This is a genomic window from Enterobacter cloacae complex sp. SHL020 (assembly GCF_049236945.1).
Lineage (GTDB): Bacteria > Pseudomonadota > Gammaproteobacteria > Enterobacterales > Enterobacteriaceae > Enterobacter > Enterobacter dykesii.
Genome location: NZ_JBMKJF010000003.1, coordinates 1 through 20,495, shown reverse-complemented (window position 1 = coordinate 20,495; position 20,495 = coordinate 1). Strand labels below are relative to the sequence as shown.

21 protein-coding genes are annotated in these 20,495 nt (G+C 55.0%); 13 read left to right on the top strand and 8 right to left on the bottom strand.

Going from position 1 to position 20,495, the window contains the following annotated elements; all coding sequences use genetic code 11:
• Positions 1 to 38: 38 nt before the first annotated feature.
• The 9 genes from fabZ to tilS all read left to right on the top strand — a co-directional run bounded on the left by fabZ (position 39) and on the right by tilS (position 11,556).
• Positions 39 to 494, top strand: a complete 456-nt coding sequence (gene fabZ, locus ACOTZB_RS09030) for a 3-hydroxyacyl-ACP dehydratase FabZ (RefSeq protein ID WP_010426706.1) — start codon at positions 39 to 41, stop codon at positions 492 to 494.
• 3 nt (positions 495 to 497) lie between these two features.
• Positions 498 to 1,286 carry an acyl-ACP--UDP-N-acetylglucosamine O-acyltransferase gene (gene lpxA / locus ACOTZB_RS09025; protein WP_023310462.1) on the top strand — a complete coding sequence of 263 codons (789 nt, stop codon included), beginning with the start codon at positions 498 to 500 and terminating at the stop codon, positions 1,284 to 1,286.
• Positions 1,286 to 2,434, top strand: a complete 1,149-nt coding sequence (gene lpxB / locus ACOTZB_RS09020) for a lipid-A-disaccharide synthase (protein WP_023334578.1) — start codon at positions 1,286 to 1,288, stop codon at positions 2,432 to 2,434. The genes lpxA and lpxB overlap by 1 nt, the downstream gene beginning before the upstream one ends.
• Positions 2,431 to 3,027: a ribonuclease HII gene (gene rnhB, locus ACOTZB_RS09015; RefSeq protein WP_421626954.1), complete on the top strand. Its 597-nt coding sequence runs from the start codon at positions 2,431 to 2,433 to the stop codon at positions 3,025 to 3,027. The genes lpxB and rnhB overlap by 4 nt, the downstream gene beginning before the upstream one ends.
• A gap of 38 nt (positions 3,028 to 3,065) precedes the next feature.
• On the top strand, positions 3,066 to 6,548 hold the full coding sequence (gene dnaE / locus ACOTZB_RS09010) for a DNA polymerase III subunit alpha (RefSeq protein WP_126328817.1): 3,483 nt from the start codon (positions 3,066 to 3,068) through the stop codon (positions 6,546 to 6,548).
• Positions 6,549 to 6,560: 12 nt separating this feature from the next.
• Positions 6,561 to 7,520, top strand: coding sequence for an acetyl-CoA carboxylase carboxyl transferase subunit alpha (gene accA, locus ACOTZB_RS09005; protein WP_008501895.1), 960 nt, complete (start codon positions 6,561 to 6,563; stop codon positions 7,518 to 7,520).
• Between the two features lie 100 nt (positions 7,521 to 7,620).
• Positions 7,621 to 9,753: a lysine decarboxylase LdcC gene (locus ACOTZB_RS09000; RefSeq protein WP_047651467.1), complete on the top strand. Its 2,133-nt coding sequence runs from the start codon at positions 7,621 to 7,623 to the stop codon at positions 9,751 to 9,753.
• Positions 9,754 to 9,818: 65 nt separating this feature from the next.
• Entirely contained in the window at positions 9,819 to 10,208 is a 390-nt protein-coding gene (locus ACOTZB_RS08995; RefSeq protein WP_029741193.1) for a VOC family protein, read from the top strand.
• Between the two features lie 58 nt (positions 10,209 to 10,266).
• Entirely contained in the window at positions 10,267 to 11,556 is a 1,290-nt protein-coding gene (gene tilS, locus ACOTZB_RS08990; RefSeq protein ID WP_421626953.1) for a tRNA lysidine(34) synthetase TilS, read from the top strand.
• A 28-nt stretch (positions 11,557 to 11,584) separates the two neighbouring features.
• Here the strand turns inward: tilS and rof are convergent, their stop codons facing one another.
• Complete coding sequence (rof, locus tag ACOTZB_RS08985; RefSeq protein WP_008501890.1) at positions 11,585 to 11,845, bottom strand: Rho-binding antiterminator; 261 nt, start codon at positions 11,843 to 11,845, stop codon at positions 11,585 to 11,587.
• Entirely contained in the window at positions 11,832 to 12,032 is a 201-nt protein-coding gene (locus tag ACOTZB_RS08980; RefSeq protein WP_008501889.1) for a YaeP family protein, read from the bottom strand. Before ACOTZB_RS08980 ends, rof begins: the two co-directional genes overlap by 14 nt.
• A gap of 196 nt (positions 12,033 to 12,228) precedes the next feature.
• Here ACOTZB_RS08980 and ACOTZB_RS08975 point away from each other — a divergent pair, with 196 nt between their 5' ends.
• From ACOTZB_RS08975 to nlpE, 3 genes are read left to right on the top strand one after another with little or no spacing between them, the layout of a single operon-like run.
• Positions 12,229 to 12,774 (top strand): YaeQ family protein, encoded by a 546-nt coding sequence (locus ACOTZB_RS08975; protein ID WP_023310470.1) that lies wholly within the window; start codon positions 12,229 to 12,231, stop codon positions 12,772 to 12,774.
• Entirely contained in the window at positions 12,771 to 13,193 is a 423-nt protein-coding gene (arfB, locus tag ACOTZB_RS08970) for an alternative ribosome rescue aminoacyl-tRNA hydrolase ArfB (protein WP_023310471.1), read from the top strand. The genes ACOTZB_RS08975 and arfB overlap by 4 nt, the downstream gene beginning before the upstream one ends.
• Positions 13,194 to 13,227: 34 nt before the next feature.
• Positions 13,228 to 13,926: an envelope stress response activation lipoprotein NlpE gene (gene nlpE, locus ACOTZB_RS08965; RefSeq protein ID WP_421626952.1), complete on the top strand. Its 699-nt coding sequence runs from the start codon at positions 13,228 to 13,230 to the stop codon at positions 13,924 to 13,926.
• 47 nt (positions 13,927 to 13,973) lie between these two features.
• On the opposite strand, the gene proS is transcribed toward nlpE, so the two are convergent.
• From proS to metN, 6 genes are all read right to left on the bottom strand, one after another.
• Positions 13,974 to 15,692 (bottom strand): proline--tRNA ligase, encoded by a 1,719-nt coding sequence (gene proS / locus ACOTZB_RS08960; RefSeq protein ID WP_214577018.1) that lies wholly within the window; start codon positions 15,690 to 15,692, stop codon positions 13,974 to 13,976.
• Positions 15,693 to 15,804: 112 nt separating this feature from the next.
• Positions 15,805 to 16,512: a tRNA (N6-threonylcarbamoyladenosine(37)-N6)-methyltransferase TrmO gene (gene tsaA, locus ACOTZB_RS08955; RefSeq protein WP_421626951.1), complete on the bottom strand. Its 708-nt coding sequence runs from the start codon at positions 16,510 to 16,512 to the stop codon at positions 15,805 to 15,807.
• A complete protein-coding gene (gene rcsF / locus ACOTZB_RS08950) occupies positions 16,509 to 16,913 on the bottom strand; it encodes an Rcs stress response system protein RcsF (protein WP_008501883.1) in 405 nt (134 codons plus the stop codon). Before rcsF ends, tsaA begins: the two co-directional genes overlap by 4 nt.
• Before the next feature lie 106 nt (positions 16,914 to 17,019).
• Positions 17,020 to 17,835 (bottom strand): methionine ABC transporter substrate-binding lipoprotein MetQ, encoded by an 816-nt coding sequence (gene metQ / locus ACOTZB_RS08945; RefSeq protein WP_421626950.1) that lies wholly within the window; start codon positions 17,833 to 17,835, stop codon positions 17,020 to 17,022.
• Positions 17,836 to 17,875: 40 nt separating this feature from the next.
• A complete protein-coding gene (locus ACOTZB_RS08940) occupies positions 17,876 to 18,529 on the bottom strand; it encodes a methionine ABC transporter permease MetI (protein WP_003856130.1) in 654 nt (217 codons plus the stop codon).
• Positions 18,522 to 19,553 (bottom strand): methionine ABC transporter ATP-binding protein MetN, encoded by a 1,032-nt coding sequence (gene metN, locus ACOTZB_RS08935; RefSeq protein WP_421626949.1) that lies wholly within the window; start codon positions 19,551 to 19,553, stop codon positions 18,522 to 18,524. The genes ACOTZB_RS08940 and metN overlap by 8 nt, the downstream gene beginning before the upstream one ends.
• A gap of 188 nt (positions 19,554 to 19,741) precedes the next feature.
• Between metN and gmhB the strand changes: the two genes are divergently transcribed.
• Positions 19,742 to 20,308: a D-glycero-beta-D-manno-heptose 1,7-bisphosphate 7-phosphatase gene (gene gmhB, locus ACOTZB_RS08930; RefSeq protein WP_008501879.1), complete on the top strand. Its 567-nt coding sequence runs from the start codon at positions 19,742 to 19,744 to the stop codon at positions 20,306 to 20,308.
• Positions 20,309 to 20,495: the final 187 nt, after the last annotated feature.

Below are 20,495 nucleotides of genomic sequence, written 5' to 3'. Positions count from 1 at the left end.
TATTATTGTTATCAGTATATTTTGACAGGAAGAGTATTTTGACTACTGACACTCATACTCTGCATATTGAAGAGATTTTAGAACTTCTGCCGCACCGCTACCCGTTTCTGCTGGTAGACCGTGTGCTGGATTTTGAAGAAGGTCGTTTTCTGCGCGCAGTGAAAAATGTTTCCGTGAACGAGCCGTTTTTCCAGGGGCACTTCCCTGGTAAGCCTATCTTCCCGGGTGTGTTGATTCTGGAAGCAATGGCTCAGGCTACCGGTATTCTGGCGTTTAAAAGCGTCGGCAAACTGGAGCCAGGTGAGCTGTATTACTTCGCGGGTATTGATGAAGCGCGCTTTAAGCGCCCTGTCGTGCCTGGTGATCAGATGATCATGGAAGTCACTTTTGAAAAAACGCGTCGTGGCCTGACTCGCTTCAAAGGCGTAGCGCTGGTTGACGGCAAAGTTGTTTGTGAAGCGACGATGATGTGTGCTCGTAGCCGGGAGTCCTGATACGTGATTGATAAATCCGCCTTTATTCATCCTACCGCTATTGTGGAAACCGGTGCCATCATTGGTGCTAACGTCCACATTGGCCCGTTTTGTATTGTTGGACCCCATGTCGAAATTGGTGAGGGTACAGTACTGAAATCTCACGTTGTCGTGAATGGTCACACGACCATTGGCTGCAATAATGAGATCTATCAGTTCGCTTCCATCGGCGAAGTTAACCAGGATCTGAAATATGCTGGTGAGTCGACCCGTCTGGAAATTGGCGATCGTAACCGTATTCGCGAAAGCGTCACCATTCATCGTGGAACAGTACAGGGTGGTGGGTTGACGAAGGTGGGCAGCGATAACCTGTTTATGGTTAATGCGCATATTGCGCACGACTGTACTGTGGGTGACCGCTGTATTCTTGCCAACAACGCAACGCTGGCGGGACACGTATCGGTTGATGACTTCGCAATTATTGGCGGCATGACCGCAGTCCATCAGTTCTGCATCATTGGTGCGCACGTGATGGTTGGCGGATGCTCCGGTGTGGCGCAGGACGTCCCACCGTATGTGATTGCGCAGGGCAACCATGCCACGCCGTTTGGCGTGAACATCGAAGGCCTCAAGCGTCGTGGTTTTAGCCGCGAAGCGATTACTGCTATCCGCAACGCGTACAAACTGCTGTACCGTAGCGGTAAAACGCTGGAAGAGGCGAAGCCGGAAATTGCCGAGCTGGCGAATAAGCACCCGGAAGTGAACGCGTTCATGGAATTCTTTGACCGGTCAACAAGGGGTCTGATTCGTTAATGGTCGACAGTCGTCCGCTTACGATAGCCCTGGTCGCCGGAGAAACCTCCGGCGATATTCTTGGTGCCGGTCTCATCCGCGCCCTTAAGGCGCGTGTACCCAATGCTCGCTTTGTCGGCGTTGCTGGCCCGCTGATGCAGGCCGAAGGCTGTGAAGCCTGGTATGAAATGGAAGAGCTCGCCGTGATGGGCATCGTTGAGGTGCTGGGGCGGCTACGCCGTTTACTGCACATCCGTGCCGATCTCACCCGTCGCTTTACCGAACTCAAACCCGATGTGTTTGTCGGTATCGATGCACCTGATTTCAACATTACCCTCGAAGGGAATCTGAAAAAGCAGGGCATTAAAACCATTCACTACGTCAGTCCGTCCGTCTGGGCGTGGCGACAGAAACGCGTTTTCAAAATCGGACGGTCCACCAACCTGGTGCTGGCTTTCCTGCCTTTCGAAAAAGCGTTTTACGACAGATTTAATGTTCCGTGCCGTTTTATCGGTCATACCATGGCGGATGCGATGCCATTGGATCCGGATAAAAACGCGGCGCGCGACGCGCTGGGCATCCCGCATGATGTGCACTGTCTGGCACTGCTGCCAGGCAGCCGTGGTGCAGAAGTGGAGATGCTGAGCGCCGATTTCCTCAAAACAGCGCAAATTCTTCGCCAGACCTATCCGGATCTTGAAGTGGTTGTTCCGCTGGTGAATGCCAAACGCCGCGAGCAGTTTGAGCGCATCAAAGCGGAAGTCGCCCCGGATCTTCACGTCCGTCTTCTGGACGGGAAAGGGCGGGAAGCGATGTATGCGAGCGATGCCGCGCTGCTGGCCTCCGGCACGGCGGCGCTGGAATGCATGCTGGCGAAATGTCCTATGGTGGTCGGTTATCGTATGAAGCCGTTCACTTTCTGGCTGGCAAAACGTCTGGTGAAAACGGATTATGTCTCCCTGCCAAACCTGCTTGCCGGGCGCGAGCTGGTGAAAGAGCTGCTGCAGGATGAGTGCCAGCCGCAGGCGCTTGCCGATGCACTGCTGCCGCTGCTCGCCAACGGCAAGACCAGCCACCAGATGCACGATACCTTCCGCGAACTGCATCAATTGATCCGCTGTAATGCTGATGAGCAAGCGGCTGATGCGGTGCTGGAGCTAGCAAAATGATGGAATTTGTTTATCCTCACACTCGCCTTGTGGCGGGCGTGGATGAAGTAGGTCGTGGTCCGTTAGTGGGGGCCGTGGTGACCGCAGCGGTGATCCTCGATCCGGCTCGGCCGATCGTCGGGCTGAAAGACTCTAAAAAATTGTCTGAAAAGCGCCGTCTGGCGCTGTTTAGTGAGATTCAGGAGAAGGCGCTGGCCTGGAGCCTGGGGCGCGCTGAACCGCATGAAATAGACGAGCTGAATATTTTGCATGCCACGATGCTGGCGATGCAGCGAGCGGTAGCAGGCCTGAAAATTTCACCGGAATATGTCCTGATTGACGGCAACCGCTGTCCGGCATTGCCCATGCCTTCAATGGCGGTCGTAAAAGGCGATAGCCGGGTCGCAGAAATTAGCGCAGCTTCTATTATTGCCAAAGTGACGCGCGACGCCGAAATGGCCGCGCTGGATCTCACTTACCCTCAGTATGGTTTCGCCCAGCATAAGGGGTATCCCACACCTTTCCATCTGGAAAGGCTGGCTGAACATGGCGCAACCGAACACCATCGGCGCAGTTTTGGCCCGGTGAAACGCGCGCTGGGACGGGTGTCCTGAATCAATACGCAAGCAATTAAGTAACGCGGAATCTGAAGATGGCTGAACCACGTTTCGTACACCTGCGGGTGCATAGCGACTACTCCATGATCGATGGGCTGGCGAAGACCGGGCCGCTGGTAAAAAAGGCGGCCTCCCTTGGCATGCCCGCGCTGGCGATCACCGATTTTACCAACCTGTGTGGCCTGGTGAAGTTCTACGGAACGGCGCACGGCGCGGGGATGAAGCCTATCGTCGGCGCAGATTTTCATGTGCAGAGCGATCTCATCGGCGATGAAATGACGCAAATCTCCGTGTTGGCGATGAACAACACGGGCTATCAAAACCTCACTCTGCTTATCTCAAAAGCCTATCAGCGCGGATATGGTGCGCTGGGCCCGTGGATCGACAGGGACTGGCTGGCGGAGCTGAACGAAGGGCTGCTGCTGATCTCTGGCGGCCGCATGGGGGATGTCGGTAAATGCCTGCTGCGCGGCAATAGCGCGCTGGTGGATCAATGCGTCTCGTTTTATGAAGAGTATTTCCCGGATCGTTATTATCTGGAGTTGATCCGCACCGGTCGCCAGGACGAAGAGAGCTATCTGCATGCGGCGGTCGCACTTGCGGAAGAACGCGGTCTGCCCGTTGTCGCGACAAACGATGTGCGGTTCCTCGAGCCGGGAGATTTTGACGCTCACGAAATTCGCGTTGCGATCCACGATGGCTTCACGCTCGACGATCCGAAACGGCCGCGTAATTACTCCGCTCAACAGTACATGCGCAGCGAGGAGGAGATGTGTGACCTCTTCTCCGATATCCCCGAAGCGCTGGAAAACAGCGTGGAGATCGCCAGGCGCTGTAACGTTACCGTCCGCCTCGGCGAATATTTCCTGCCGCAGTTCCCGACGGGTGACATGACCACGGAAGATTTCCTGGTCGTGAAATCTAAAGAAGGTCTGGAAGAGCGTCTGGAATTCCTGTTCCCGGATGAGGCCGTTCGCAAAGAGAAGCGGCCGCCGTATGATGAACGCCTGGATATTGAACTCCAGGTTATCAACCAGATGGGCTTCCCGGGCTACTTCCTGATCGTAATGGAGTTTATCCAGTGGTCGAAGGATAACGGCGTACCGGTCGGACCGGGACGTGGCTCCGGTGCGGGCTCTCTGGTGGCGTATGCGCTGAAAATTACCGACCTCGATCCGCTGGAATTCGACCTGCTGTTCGAACGTTTCCTTAACCCGGAACGTGTTTCCATGCCCGACTTTGACGTCGACTTCTGCATGGAGAAACGCGACCAGGTGATCGAGCACGTCGCCGATATGTACGGCCGTGATGCGGTATCGCAGATTATTACCTTCGGTACGATGGCGGCGAAGGCGGTTATCCGCGACGTCGGCCGCGTGCTGGGCCACCCGTACGGGTTTGTCGATCGCATCTCTAAACTGGTGCCGCCCGATCCGGGCATGACGCTGGCAAAAGCGTTTGAAGCCGAACCTCAGCTGCCGGAAATCTACGAAGCTGACGAAGAAGTGAAAGCGCTGATCGACATGGCGCGCAAGCTGGAAGGCGTGACGCGTAACGCCGGTAAGCATGCGGGGGGCGTGGTTATCGCCCCGACCAAAATTACCGACTTCGCGCCGCTCTACTGCGATGAAGCGGGTGAGCATCCGGTTACTCAGTTTGATAAGAACGACGTGGAATACGCCGGGCTGGTGAAGTTTGACTTCCTCGGCCTGCGTACGCTGACGATCATCGACTGGGCGCTGAAGATGATCAACCCGCGCCGGGAAAAGCAGGGCCTTGAGCCCATAGACATTGCCGCCATCCCGCTGGATGACAAGAAAAGTTTCGACATGCTGCAGCGCTCGGAGACGACAGCCGTCTTCCAGCTTGAATCCCGCGGCATGAAAGACCTGATTAAACGTCTGCAGCCCGACTGCTTCGAAGATATGATCGCGCTGGTCGCCCTGTTCCGTCCGGGCCCACTGCAGTCAGGGATGGTAGATAACTTTATCGACCGTAAGCACGGCCGCGAAGAGATTTCCTATCCGGACGTTCAGTGGCAGCATGAAAGCCTGAAGCCGGTGCTGGAGCCCACCTACGGCATCATCCTGTACCAGGAACAGGTTATGCAGATCGCCCAGGTGCTTTCCGGTTATACCCTCGGCGGCGCGGACATGCTGCGTCGTGCGATGGGTAAGAAAAAGCCGGAAGAGATGGCCAAGCAGCGCTCCATCTTTGAAGACGGGGCAAAGAAAAACGGCGTAGACGGCGAGCTGGCGATGAAAATCTTCGACCTGGTGGAGAAATTCGCCGGGTACGGATTTAACAAATCCCACTCCGCCGCCTATGCTTTGGTGTCGTATCAAACGCTGTGGCTGAAAGCGCACTATCCTGCTGAATTTATGGCGGCGGTAATGACGGCCGATATGGACAACACCGAGAAGGTGGTTGGCCTGGTGGACGAGTGCTGGCGCATGGGGCTTAAGATCCTGCCGCCGGATATTAACTCAGGGCTCTACCACTTCCACGTCAATGACGACGGAGAGATCGTTTACGGGATCGGCGCGATCAAAGGCGTGGGCGAAGGCCCTATCGAGGCGATCATCGAAGCGCGTAACAACGGCGGGTACTTCCGCGAGCTGTTCGATCTTTGCGCCCGTACCGATACCAAAAAACTGAACCGTCGCGTGCTGGAAAAACTGATCATGTCCGGCGCGTTTGACAGGCTGGGACCGCACCGCGCCGCGCTGATGAATTCCCTCGGCGACGCCCTGAAAGCGGCGGATCAGCACGCAAAAGCGGAAGCCATTGGTCAGGCGGATATGTTCGGCGTACTGGCGGAAGAGCCAGAGCAGATCGAGCAGTCTTATTCCAACTGCCAGCCGTGGCCAGAACAGGTGGTACTGGATGGGGAGCGTGAGACGTTAGGCTTGTACCTGACGGGACACCCGATCAACCAGTACATCAAAGAAATTGAGCGCTATGTCGGCGGCCATAGGCTTAAAGACATGCATCCGACAGAACGTGGTAAAATCACCACGGCTGCGGGGCTCGTGATTGCCGCAAGGGTTATGGTCACCAAGCGCGGCAATCGTATCGGCATCTGTACGTTGGATGACCGTTCCGGGCGTCTGGAGGTGATGTTGTTCACCGACGCGCTGGATAAATACCAGCAATTGCTGGAAAAAGACCGCATACTTATCGTCAGCGGACAGGTCAGCTTTGATGACTTCAGTGGGGGGCTTAAAATGACCGCCCGCGAAGTGATGGACATTGACGAAGCCCGGGAAAAATATGCTCGCGGGCTTGCTATCTCGCTGACGGACAGGCAAATTGATGACCAGCTTTTAAACCGACTCCGTCAGTCTCTGGAACCCCACCGCTCGGGGACAATTCCAGTACATCTCTACTATCAGAGGGCGGATGCACGTGCGCGATTGCGCTTTGGTGCAACGTGGCGTGTCTCTCCGAGCGATCGTTTACTGAACGATCTCCGTGGCCTCATTGGTTCGGAGCAGGTGGAACTGGAGTTTGACTAATACAGGAATACTATGAGTCTGAATTTCCTTGATTTCGAACAGCCGATTGCTGAGCTGGAAGCGAAAATCGATTCTCTGACAGCGGTAAGCCGTCAGGATGAAAAACTGGATATTAACATCGACGAAGAAGTGCATCGTCTGCGCGAGAAAAGCGTAGAGCTGACGCGCAAAATCTTTGCCGATCTCGGCGCATGGCAGGTGGCCCAGCTGGCCCGCCATCCACAGCGTCCGTACACCCTGGATTATGTCCGCCTGGCGTTTGACGAATTTGACGAACTGGCAGGCGATCGCGCATACGCTGACGATAAAGCTATCGTTGGTGGTATCGCGCGTCTGGACGGACGCCCGGTGATGATCATTGGTCATCAGAAAGGTCGTGAAACCAAAGAGAAAATCCGTCGTAACTTCGGTATGCCAGCACCAGAAGGCTACCGTAAAGCCCTGCGTCTGATGGAGATGGCTGAGCGTTTCAACATGCCAATCATCACCTTCATCGACACCCCGGGTGCATACCCTGGCGTGGGCGCGGAAGAGCGCGGTCAGTCTGAAGCCATCGCGCGCAACCTGCGCGAGATGTCTCGTCTGAAGGTGCCGGTCATCTGTACCGTTATCGGTGAGGGTGGTTCCGGCGGTGCGCTGGCGATCGGCGTGGGTGATAAAGTGAATATGCTGCAGTACAGCACCTATTCCGTTATCTCCCCGGAAGGCTGTGCGTCCATTCTGTGGAAGAGCGCTGACAAAGCGCCGCTGGCTGCAGAAGCAATGGGTATCATTGCGCCACGCCTGAAAGAGCTTAAGCTGATCGATTCCATCATCCCGGAACCGCTGGGTGGTGCGCATCGTAAGCCGGAAGTGATGGCGGCTTCTCTGAAAGCGCAGCTGCTGGCCGATCTGGCAGACCTGGACGTGCTGAGCAAAGAAGATCTGCTCAACCGCCGCTACCAGCGCCTGATGACCTACGGTTACGCGTAAGCTTCACAATTATCTGAAAAGCCGCACATTGTTGCGGCTTTTTTTATACCTGCGGTTTAGCCGGACTATGCTTAGCTAATGTTTTTAAAGGAGGAAGCCCATGAATATCATTGCCATTATGGGGCCACACGGCGTCTTTTATAAAGATGAGCCGATTAAGGAGCTTGAGCACGCCCTGCAGTCGCGCGGGTATCAGCTAATCTGGCCGCACAACAGCGCCGACCTGCTGAAGTTCATCGAGCATAATCCGCGTATCTGCGGCGTGATCTTCGACTGGGATGAATATGACCTCGAACTGTGCAGCGATATCAACAAGCTGAACGAATATCTCCCGCTGTACGCGTTTATTAATACCCACTCAACCATGGACGTCAGCGCCAATGATATGCGTATGGCGCTGTGGTTCTTTGAATATTCCCTCGGCGTGGCGGAAGATATTGCGACCCGAATTCAGCAATACACGAATGAATATCTCGATAACATCACTCCGCCCTTTACCCGCGCGCTCTTTACCTACGTGAAGGAGGGGAAATATACCTTCTGTACGCCAGGCCATATGGCGGGGACGGCCTACCAAAAAAGCCCGGTGGGCTGCCTGTTCTATGATTTCTTCGGTGGCAACACGCTGAAAGCGGACGTGTCGATTTCAGTCACCGAACTAGGTTCTCTGCTGGATCACACCGGCCCGCATCTGGAAGCCGAAGAGTATATCGCTCGCACTTTTGGGGCCGAGCAGAGCTATATGGTGACCAACGGCACCTCGACCTCAAACAAAATCGTCGGGATGTACGCTGCGCCTGCGGGCAGCACCCTGCTGATTGACCGTAATTGCCATAAGTCGCTGGCTCACCTGCTCATGATGAGCGACGTCGTACCGCTCTGGCTGTCGCCCACGCGTAACGCGCTCGGTATTCTTGGCGGCATTCCGCGCCGGGAGTTCACCCACGAAGCCATTGAAAGTAAGGTCGCGGCAATTCCTGGCGCAAGCTGGCCTGTCCATGCGGTGATCACCAACTCCACCTACGACGGTCTGCTGTACAACACGAACTGGATCAAAAAGACGCTTGACGTGCCGTCGATCCACTTCGACTCCGCGTGGGTGCCGTACACCAATTTCCACCCGATTTACGCGGGGAAAAGTGGAATGAGCGGTGAACGCGTGCCGGGTAAAGTGTTCTTCGAAACGCAGTCGACGCATAAAATGCTGGCGGCGTTTTCCCAGGCTTCGCTTATTCACATCAAAGGCGAGTACGACGAAGACACATTCAACGAAGCCTTTATGATGCATACCACCACCTCACCGAGCTATCCGCTGGTGGCCTCCATTGAAACGGCCGCGGCGATGCTGCGCGGCAACCCGGGCAAACGTCTCATCAACCGTTCGGTGGAGCGTGCGCTGCATTTCCGCAAAGAGGTTCAGCGGCTGAAAGATGAAGCCGACGGCTGGTTCTTTGATATCTGGCAGCCGGAAGAGATTGATGAAGCAGAATGCTGGCCCGTCTCGCCCGGCGAAGACTGGCATGGCTTCCGGGATGCCGATAGCGACCATATGTTCCTCGACCCGGTAAAAGTGACGATCCTGACGCCGGGTATGGATGAGCAGGGCATAATGAGCGAGGAAGGTATTCCGGCCGCGCTGGTCGCGAAATTCCTTGATGAACGTGGCGTGGTGGTGGAGAAAACCGGTCCCTATAACCTGCTTTTCCTGTTCAGCATCGGGATCGACAAAACCCGGGCGATGGGATTGCTGCGCGGGCTGATGGAGTTTAAGCGCGCCTACGATCTCAACCTGCGGGTGAAGAACATGCTGCCGGATCTCTACGCGGAGGATCCTGACTTCTATCGTAATATGCGCATTCAGGATCTGGCCCAGGGGATCCACAGGCTGATCCGTCAGCACGATCTGCCGCGTCTGATGCTTCAGGCGTTCGATGTCTTACCCGAGATGAAGTTTACCCCGCACAAGGCATGGCAGCGCCAGGTGAAAGGGGAGGTCGAAACCGTCGAGCTGGAAAACCTGGTCGGGCGCGTATCGGCCAACATGATCCTGCCTTACCCGCCGGGCGTTCCGCTCCTGATGCCGGGAGAGATGATTACCGAAGAGAGTCGGGCCGTGCTCGATTTCCTGCTAATGCTCTGTTCGGTAGGGCGCCACTATCCCGGTTTTGAGACGGATATTCACGGTGCGAAGCGCGACGAGAACGGCGTTTACTGGGTGCGAGTCCTAAAATAAGGGTGACCGCTTGCCAGGCGCGGGTTTTCGGTTGTAACGTTCAGGCATCATAAAAAGGAGAAGCTATGCTGGGTTTAAAACAGGTTCATCATATTGCGATCATTGCGACCGATTACGCGAAAAGCAAGGCCTTCTACTGCGACATCCTGGGCTTTACGCTCATGAGCGAGGCCTACCGCGAGGAGCGTGACTCCTGGAAGGGCGACCTGGCGTTAAACGGGCAGTATGTGATTGAACTGTTCTCTTTTCCTTTTCCGCCTGCGCGTCCGTCCCGGCCGGAAGCCTGTGGCCTGCGTCATCTTGCCTTCAGCGTCGATGACCTGGATAGCGCGGTAAAACATCTGGAAGCGCACGGCGTGACGTGTGAAGCGATCCGCGTCGATCCGTTCACCGACAAGCGCTTTACCTTTTTCAACGATCCGGACGGCCTGCCGCTGGAGCTTTATCAGCAGTAATCTTCGTCCTGTGTGATAATGCCCGCTCAGTTCGGGCATTTTTTATGTGTAATTCCCTATGACCTTACCCGCTATCGCACACGCCGTTTCACCGTACCGCCAGCTGCTGGTGGGGTTTAGCGGTGGCCTGGATTCTACCGTGTTGCTGCATCGCCTTAAGCTTTGGCGCGATCGGGAACCTGACGTCCAGCTACGGGCGATGCATATTCATCACGGATTAAGTCCTCACGCAGAGGAGTGGGTGGCGCACTGCGAAGCCTTGTGTGCAGCCTGGTCGATCCCGCTCATCGTTGAGCGCGTTATGCTTACGGAGGAAGGACTGGGCATCGAGGCGCAGGCACGTAAAGCCCGCTATGCCGCGTTTGCCGGGGCATTACGTACTGGAGAAGCGCTGGTCACGGCCCAGCATCTGGACGATCAGTGCGAAACCTTTCTGCTGGCGCTTAAGCGGGGCAGCGGGCCGGCGGGGCTTTCTGCCATGCCGGCGCGTTCGGCATTTGCCGGCACAACGTTACTGCGCCCGCTGCTTGGCGAGACGCGTGCCTCACTGGAAGCCTGGGCGCGAGAGCATCAGCTGAGCTGGATCGAAGATGAGAGTAACCAGGATGACGGCTATGATCGTAACTTCCTGCGTCTGCGCGTCCTCCCGCTATTGAGCGAGCGCTGGCCGCATTTCGCCGACGCGACGGCAAGAAGCGCCATGCTGTGCGCCGAACAGGAATCGCTGCTGGATGAGCTGTTAAGTGACGAGCTGGCTGAACTGATTTCTAAAGACGGAGCGCTGGCGATCGCCCCGATGCAAGCGATGAGCCCGGTGCGTCGCGCCGCACTGATAAGGCGCTGGCTGGCCTCTCATCACGCCGCGATGCCGTCGCGGACAATGCTGAGCCGTATCTGGGACGAAGTCGCACTGGCGCGGGATGATGCTTCTCCGTGCGTCCACCTGAACGGGTTTGAGGTTAGACGCTATAAGGGGGAGCTCTGGTGGATAAAATCCATGCCCTCGCAGACCAATGTCGTGCTCGACTGGTTTTCTCCTGACGCGCCCCTGATATTGCCCTGTGAGGCAGGACGCGTTTCTCTCTTGTCGTCTGGTCATGTGCGGCTGCCGAAGCCCGATGAACCGGTCACCGTGCGCTTTAAGGCTGGCGGCATGCTGCATATCGTCGGGCGCAACGGGGGCCGGAAGCTGAAGAAAATATGGCAGGAGTGTAACGTGCCGCCATGGCTGCGCGACACCACGCCGCTGCTGTTCTACGGTGAAACGCTTATCGCTGCGGCAGGGGTTTTCATCACGGAAGAGGGGTGGTCAGAAGAGGGTGTCCGTTTTGAGTGGCAAAAAGCGTAACGGGCAGCCAGGCTGCCCGTTAGTGTCATCAGGATTCGCTCACCACGACGGTGCCGATTTGCGGGTGGCTGAAGCTGGCTATTTTGTCCAGACGCAGCTCACGCGTCGCACCGGCGTCTTCCACTATCAGGTATTCCACATTTTTGCGTGAAACCAGATCGCTGGCTTTCGCCTTCAACACTTCGCCATCTTTTAGCTCCAGCGTCAGTAATAAATGATGCTGGCAGGCGAGTTCGAGGTTGTCATAGTCATCACAATTGATGGGTTGATAAGTATCATTCATCGACATAATCGCTCACCAGTAAATTCGCCGCAGCATACGCTGCTTTTTCCCTGACCGACTCTGAAAGGCTCTCATCAGAGGCCACTTCATTAAGCACTTTCAATACACAGCCCAACGCGTCCGGGACATACCCCAGATCTCCGCTGGCGATTTCCGCATACCGTTTGCGAATTAACTCACAATAATTATTCACATCCCCTCCCGCCAGCGCACTGACTTACTGTGAGATATCATTAAGCCTACGAAGATAAACTCGGTTTAGCAAGGTGACTATACCATACTCATTTAAGCAATATCAGCGCCTTGATAGCGGTGTATTTATCACCTCATAACAGCCTTTTGCCGCGGTTTTCGCTACAATGTGCGCCTGATTCGAATGGAGTTCTCTCATGGCGCTGAAAGCGACAATTTATAAAGCAGTGGTCAATGTGGCCGATCTGGATCGCAACCAGTTCCTCGACGCGTCGCTTACGCTGGCACGCCACCCCTCCGAAACCCAGGAGCGCATGATGCTGCGCCTGCTGGCATGGATTAAGTATGCCGACGAACGTCTGCAGTTTACCCGTGGGTTAAGCGCAGAAGACGAGCCTGAAGCCTGGCTGCGCAACGATCATCTGGGTATCGATTTGTGGATCGAACTCGGCCTGCCGGACGAGCGCAGAATTAAAAAGGCCTGCACCCAGTCCGCTGAAGTGGCCTTATTCGCTTATAATCAGCGCGCTGCGGAGATTTGGTGGCAGCAAAACAAGAGCAAGTGCGGACAGTTTAAAAATCTCACGGTCTGGTATCTGGATGATGAGCAGCTGGCGCAGTTGAGCGAGTTCGCCAGCCGGACCATGGTTTTGCAGGCGACGATTCAGGATGGCGCCATCTGGCTCTCTGACTCTCAGAATAATCTGGAAATTCATTTAACGGCGTGGCAACCCGCGTCATGATCGTCTTGTCCCGAAACGTCAGCATTCCTGACAACGAGCTGGAGATCACCGCCATCCGTGCGCAGGGGGCTGGCGGGCAGCACGTCAACAAGGCGTCGACGGCTATCCATTTGCGTTTTGACATTCGGGCCTCAAGCCTGCCAGAGTATTATAAAGAAAGCCTGCTTGCCGCCAGCCATCACCTGATCACCAGCGATGGCGTGATTGTGATCAAAGCCCAGGAGTACCGCAGCCAGGAGCTCAACCGGGAAGCGGCGATAGCCAGGCTGGTGGCGGTCATCAAAGAGTTAACGACGGTACAAAAAAGCCGCCGGGCAACGCGGCCAACCCGCGCATCGAAAGAGCGTCGGTTGTCCTCGAAGGCCCAAAAATCCACAGTGAAAGCACTACGCGGTAAAGTTCGTCGCCCGACAGAGTGACGAAAGGGAACACACTTTTCATAAGGAATTCATTGTGAAAAAAGTATTATGGTCAGCGCTGGCAGCGAGTACGCTTTTTGCGCTTTTTGGGTGTAACAACCGCTCCGAAACGCAGGTTTTACAACCCACGCAAACGGAAGAATTAAAACCAATGCAGCAGAGCTGGCGCGGCGTATTGCCTTGCGCGGACTGCGAAGGCATTGAAACGTCGCTGTTCCTGCAAAAAGACGGCACCTGGGTGATGAACCAGCGCTATCAGGGCGCAAAAGAGCCTTCTTCTTTTGCAACTTATGGAACATGGGCGCGTACGGCGGAGAAGCTGGTCCTGACGGATACCACCGGTGAGAAAACCTTTTTCCGCGCTAAAGGCGAGGGGATGGAGATGCTTGACCGCGAAGGCAACCCGATTGAATCCCAGTTCAACTACACGCTGGCGCCGGTAAAAGCGGCTCTGCCTGCCACGCCGATGGCAATGCGGGGGATGTACTTCTATATGGCGGATGCGGCGATCTTTACCGACTGCGCAACCGGCAAGAAGATTAGCGTGGCAAACAATGCGCAGCTTGAACGTGATTACGCTGTGGCGCGCGGTAATGACAGCAAGCCGATATTGCTGACGGTGGATGGTCACTTTACGCTGGAGCCAAACCCGGATAGCGGAGAGATGGTGAAAACGCTGGTGGCGGATAAAGACGCGAAGTTTGTAGCGGGTAAAGACTGTAACAGTAAATAAGCTGACGCTGTGCCATTAAAAAACCCCGCCTGAGCGGGGTTTTTTGTTTAGCCTTTGATGGCTTTCACCAGGTAATCAAGAATGTCGCCGGTCTTGATCATCTGTTTTTCGCCGCTGCGACGGTATTTGTATTCAATCTCATCGCTGTCGAGGTTACGGTCGCCGATGACGACGGTGTGCGGAATACCGATCAGTTCCATATCGGCAAACATCACGCCCGGACGCTCTTTACGGTCATCCATCAGCACTTCGATACCCTGAGCGCGCAGCTCGGAATACAGCTTCTCGGCCAGTTCCTGCACGCGGTAAGACTTGTGCATGTTCATTGGCAGAATGGCCACCTGGAACGGCGCAATATTGTCCGGCCAGACGATGCCGCGTTCGTCGTAGTTCTGCTCAATCGCCGCAGCCACCACGCGCGTCACCCCGATACCGTAGCAACCCATGGTCAGGATCTGGTTACGGCCATCTTCACCCTGAACAGCCGCGTTCAGCGCGCGAGAGTATTTATCGCCCAGCTGGAAGATGTGACCGACTTCGATGCCGCGCTTAATCATCAGGGTACCCTGGCCGTCCGGGCTTGGATCGCCTGCAACCACGTTACGGATGTCAGCCACTTCCGGCGTCGCCACGTCGCGATCCCAGTTGATGCCGAAGTAGTGTTTACCGTCGATGTTCGCACCGGCGGAGAAGTCGCTCATTGCAGCAACCGTGCGGTCAATAACAACCGGCACCGGCAGATTGACTGGACCCAGTGAACCTGGACCCGCATTCACGACGGCGCGGATTTCCGCTTCCGTTGCGAACGTCAGCGGGCTGGCTACCTGCGGCAGCTTTTCGGCTTTTACTTCGTTCAGCTCATGATCGCCACGCACCAGCAGGGCAACCAGCGGGTAAGCGCTGCCTTCGGTGGATTTTACCAGCAGCGTTTTCACGGTTTTTTCGACAGGCAGATTGAATTGCTCAACCAGCTCGGCAATGGTTTTCGCGTTTGGCGTATCAACCAGCGTCATTTCTTGCGTTGCCGCGCCGCGCGGCTCTTTTGGTGCCAGCGCTTCTGCAAATTCGATGTTCGCTGCGTAGTCTGAAGAGTCAGAGAAGATCACATCGTCTTCACCGCTCTGCGCCAGTACCTGGAACTCATGAGAGGCGCTACCGCCGATGGAGCCGGTATCAGCCTGCACAGCGCGGAAATCCAGACCCATGCGGGAGAAGATTTTGCTGTACGCCGCGTACATTGCGTCGTACGTCTCTTGCAGGGATTCCTGAGAGGTATGGAAAGAGTAGGCATCTTTCATCAGGAATTCGCGAGAGCGCATGACGCCGAAACGTGGGCGAACTTCGTCACGGAACTTGGTCTGGATCTGGAAGAAGTTCAGCGGCAGCTGTTTGTAAGAGCTCAGCTCGTTACGAATCAGGTCGGTAATGACTTCTTCATGCGTTGGGCCGAGAACGAACGGACGCTCGCCGCGATCGACGAAGCGCAGCAGTTCAGGACCATATTGCTCCCAACGGCCGCTCTCCTGCCACAGGTCAGCGGGCTGAACCACAGGCATGGACACCTCGATAGCACCGGCGTTGTTCATCTCTTCACGCACGATGTTTTCGACTTTTTTCAGGACGCGCACGCCGGTCGGCAGCCAGGTGTATAACCCGGAGGCCAGCTTGCGGATCATCCCGGCGCGCAGCATCAGCTGATGGCTGATCACTTCGGCGTCGGCAGGCGTCTCCTTCAGAGTGGAGAGCAGATATTGGCTAGTACGCATGTTGTTACGGTTCCATTTCGACGATTGGAACAGGCTGAAACACCAGCCTGACACAAAAAAAGTGGTTTAGTTTACCAGTGTGGCAAAGATGCCAAAAGAGAGGAGAACAAAATTACCTGGGTTCAAGGGCAAACACTTCAAAACCTGCCCCGGTGACGCGCCAGCGAACGTTGAAATCAAGCAGCAAGACGGCGTACGTTTTTCCTTCTTCCTCTTCTTTACGGTAGGCTGGACGCGGGTCCTGTGCCAGAACTTCGGTGATGAAATCCCGTAAGCGAGGATAGCGTTTCTCCAGCTGACCGAGCTGCGCGGTTATCTCTGGCGTAAAATACACAGGCATGTCCGCCTGCGGCGCGTCCTGAGCATAACTTGCACGCGCGTCCGGGAGCGCTTCGGCGAAGGGCAAATAGGGTTTTATGTCGATTACCGGCGTGCCGTCTACCAGGTCGAGGCTACCTAACTCAAGTATCACCCGATTTTTCTGGCAGCGTATGCCTTTCAGTTCAACCAGCGACATTCCAATCGGGTTTGGGCGGAAGGTCGAGCGCGTCGCAAACACGCCCATTCTCGCATTTCCGCCAAGACGAGGAGGGCGCACGGTAGGTCGCCAGCCGCCTTCCATCGTCTGGTGAAACACGAACACCACCCATAAATGGCTGAAAGCCTCGAGCCCGCGTACCGCATCGGCCTGATTGTAAGGCGCAATCAGGTGAAGCTCACCGCTTCCGCTGGTGACCAGACCGGGCTGGCGGGGGACGGCGAACTTCTCTTTATAAGGAGAGTGGATAACGCCTATCTGCTCGAACTGAAATGCACTCATTTCGCCGTGATGTTCAGTGCAGAACCGATGCAAACCGCCTGACGGTAGCAGCCCGGCGTGCCGCTGGTGACTTCGCAGCTGTGCAGCAGGACCGCGTTAGCTTTCATTTTTGCGGCATTAATCTGCATGCGTTTACGCGCTGTCGGAATATTCGGTGGTGAGTCCTGATTGGTCGCCTGGCAGGATTCGCCGCTCACTTCGCCCAGTTCACGGAACGGTTTACCGACGAGTTCGTCCGCTTTCGTGATAATGCGAACCGGCGCAGGGCGAACCACTTTCGGTTTCGCAGGCTCGGTCTTTGGCGGGGTTGCCGTGCTTTGAACAGGTTCAACGGGAGATCTGCTTAGCATAGAACAGCCGCTCAGCATGAGTGCTAAAAGACAGATCGGTAAAGCACGCATAATAGTTCCTCAATGGATAATCAAAACGTCAGATATTGAATCAGTTGACTGCACAAATGACAAGACGGGCATAAGCCCGTCCTGATGATATTACACTGAGGTGAGATTACCAGCCTTTAACAGCGCCGCCGTTAAACACTTTGTTGGCTTCCTGGTAAACTTCATCTGACTGATAGGCCTGAACGAATTTCTTCACGTTTTCCGCGTCCTTGTTGTCTTCGCGAGTCACGATCAGGTTAACGTACGGGGAGTCTTTATCTTCAATGAAGATACCGTCTTTGGCTGGCGTCAGGCCAATCTGGCTGGCGTAAGTGGTGTTGATAACGGCCAGAGCAATCTGCGCATCGTCCAGAGAACGTGGCAGTTGCGGTGCTTCCAGCTCAACGATTTTCAGATTTTTCGGGTTCTCGGTGACGTCCAGAACGGTTGGCAGCAGGCCAACACCGTCTTTCAGTTTGATCAGGCCCACTTTCTGCAGCAGCAGCAGGGAACGGCCAAGGTTAGTTGGGTCGTTAGGGACGGCAACCTGAGAGCCTGGCTGCAGTTCGTCCAGTGATTTAATTTTCTTAGAGTAACCGGCAATTGGATAAACGAAGGTGTTACCGACACCCACCAGTTTATAACCGCGATCTTTGATCTGCTGATCGAGATATGGCTTATGCTGGAAGGCGTTAGCGTCGATATCGCCTTTGCTCAGCGCTTCGTTCGGCAGAACGTAATCGTTAAAGGTTACCAGCTCCACGTCCAGGCCATATTTCTCTTTCGCCACTTTCTGAGCAACTTCCGCAACCTGCTGTTCTGCACCCACGATAACGCCCACTTTAATGTGGTTTGGATCTTTTTCGTCCTGACCGCAACCCACCAGTGCCAGAGAGCCGATCAGCGCGCCTACTGCTGCGAAGGTCTTTAATTTAAACGCCATGTTTTATCCTTAACTCGTAGAGTTTGTGTTGTGTGTAACGTTATTTGTGAGTAACAGCCCGGACGATGCGATCGCCGGAGAACTGGATTAAATAAACCAGAACAACCAGCAATACCAGTACGGTATTCATCACGGTCGCGTTATATCCAATATAGCCGTACTGGTAACCAATCTGACCTAAACCGCCAGCGCCAACTGCGCCACCCATTGCGGAATAACCGACCAGCGTGATGAGCGTGATGGTTGCCGCGTTCACCAGGCCTGGCAGTGCTTCCGGGAGCAGAACTTTGCGGACGATCTGCATCGGCGTTGCGCCCATCGCGCGTGAGGCTTCGATCAAACCGGTTGGAATTTCCAGCAGGGCGTTTTCCACCATACGGGCGATAAACGGCGCAGCCCCCACGGTCAGCGGAACAATGGCCGCTTGCAGTCCGATAGACGTTCCGACGATCACGCGGGTAAACGGAATCATCCACACCAGCAGAATAATGAAGGGAATAGAACGGAAGATGTTCACCAGCGCGGAGAGCGTACGGTACAGTTTCGCGTTCTCAATGATTTGACCCGGACGCGTCACGTACAGCAATACGCCGACGGGCAGGCCAATCACAAAACCAAAGAAGCCAGAGACAAAGGTCATTGCCAGCGTTTCCCAAACGCCGCGAACCAGCAGCCACATCATCGGCTCAGACATAACCCAGTACCTCTACTTTTACATGGTGTTCCTGCAGCCAGGCAATCGCGGCCTGGGTTTCTTCTTGTGTGCCGTGCATTTCTGTCAGCATGATGCCGAACTTCACGCCACCGGCGTAATCCATCTGCGCGCTGATGATGTTGTTGTTCACGTTAAAGCGACGCGCGGTTTCGGAAAGCAGGGGAGCGTCAACGGACTGACCGGTGAACTCCATGCGCAGCATCGGGACGCTGTCTTCAGTGGATTCGGTTTTCAAACGCTCCAGATAATCTTCCGGAATATCCAGATGCAGCGTGGACTGGATGAACTGCTGTGCCAGTGGCGTCTTCGGATGCGAGAACACTTCACTTACCGTGTCCTGCTCGATCAGTTCACCGTTGCTGATGACCGCCACGCAGTCGCAGATGCGTTTCACCACGTCCATCTCATGTGTAATAAGGAGGATCGTCAGGCCCAGGCGACGGTTAATGTCTTTCAGCAGTTCCAGAATCGAACGCGTGGTTGCCGGATCCAGTGCGCTGGTGGCTTCATCGCACAGCAGTACCTTAGGATTACTTGCCAGCGCGCGGGCAATGGCCACACGCTGTTTTTGCCCGCCGGACAGATTTGCCGGGTAGCTATCATGCTTGTCGCCCAGACCCACGAGGTCGAGCAGCTCGGTGACGCGACGCTTCACTTCTTCTTTCGGCGTGTTATCCAGCTCAAGCGGTAAGGCAACGTTGCCGAACACGGTGCGGGAAGCCAGCAGGTTAAAGTGCTGGAAGATCATGCCAATCTGACGACGCGCTTTGGTGAGTTCTTTCTCTGAGAGGGCGGTAAGTTCCTGGCCGCCAACTTCTACGCTGCCCTGGGTTGGGCGCTCAAGCAGGTTAACACAACGAATCAGCGTGCTTTTACCTGCACCCGATGCGCCAATGACGCCATAAATTTGACCAGCAGGAACATGCAGGCTGACGTTGTTCAGCGCCTGAATGGTTCGGTTCCCCTGCTGGAACACTTTGGTGATATTGGAAAGTTTAATCATTAGATTATTTTTATCGTATGTAAGTTAGCCGTGGCATTTTCTTCTGCCAGATACGGGTGATGACCGTAAACAAAACGGATGTTAAGGCATCCAGACGTCTAAATCAATCCAACTCTGTACGATGAGCACTTTATTGCGCTGCGATTCATGAGATACTAGTCGAACATGCCTTTTTCAGGAGCAAACCGGTGGCAAAATCAGTACCCGCAATTTTTCTCGATCGTGACGGCACTATTAATGTGGATCACGGTTATGTCCATGAGATTGATGAATTCGAGTTTATCGAGGGCGTAATAGATGCCATGCGCCAGCTGAAAGAGATGGGTTATGCGCTGGTGGTTGTGACGAACCAGTCCGGTATTGCACGCGGTAAATTCACCGAAGCGCAGTTCGAGACGCTGACGGAATGGATGGACTGGTCGTTGGCCGACCGCGGTGTGGATCTCGACGGCATCTACTATTGTCCGCACCACCCGCAGGGAACCGTTGAAGCGTATCGCCAGACCTGTGACTGCCGTAAGCCACATCCCGGGATGTTCATCTCTGCACAGGAGTTCCTGCACATCGATATGGCTGCTTCTTATATGGTGGGCGATAAACTGGAAGACATGCAGGCAGCAGCAGCTGCGGGCGTAGGAACCAAAATATTAGTTCGCACCGGTAAGCCAGTGACGCCAGAAGCAGAAAATGCAGCGGATTGGGTGATTAATAGTCTGGCCGATCTGCCAAAAGAGATTAAAAAGCACCAAAAATAGCCTTTTTGGCGAAAAGATGAGCGGTTGAAATAAAAATGCATTTTTCCGCTTGTCATTCCTCGGCGGCCCCCTATAATGCGCCTCCATCGACACGGCGGATGTGGATCACTTCACACAACAAGCGGTTCGACTGAAGAGAAAAAATCCTGAAATAACGGGTTGACTCTGAAAGAGGAAAGCGTAATAT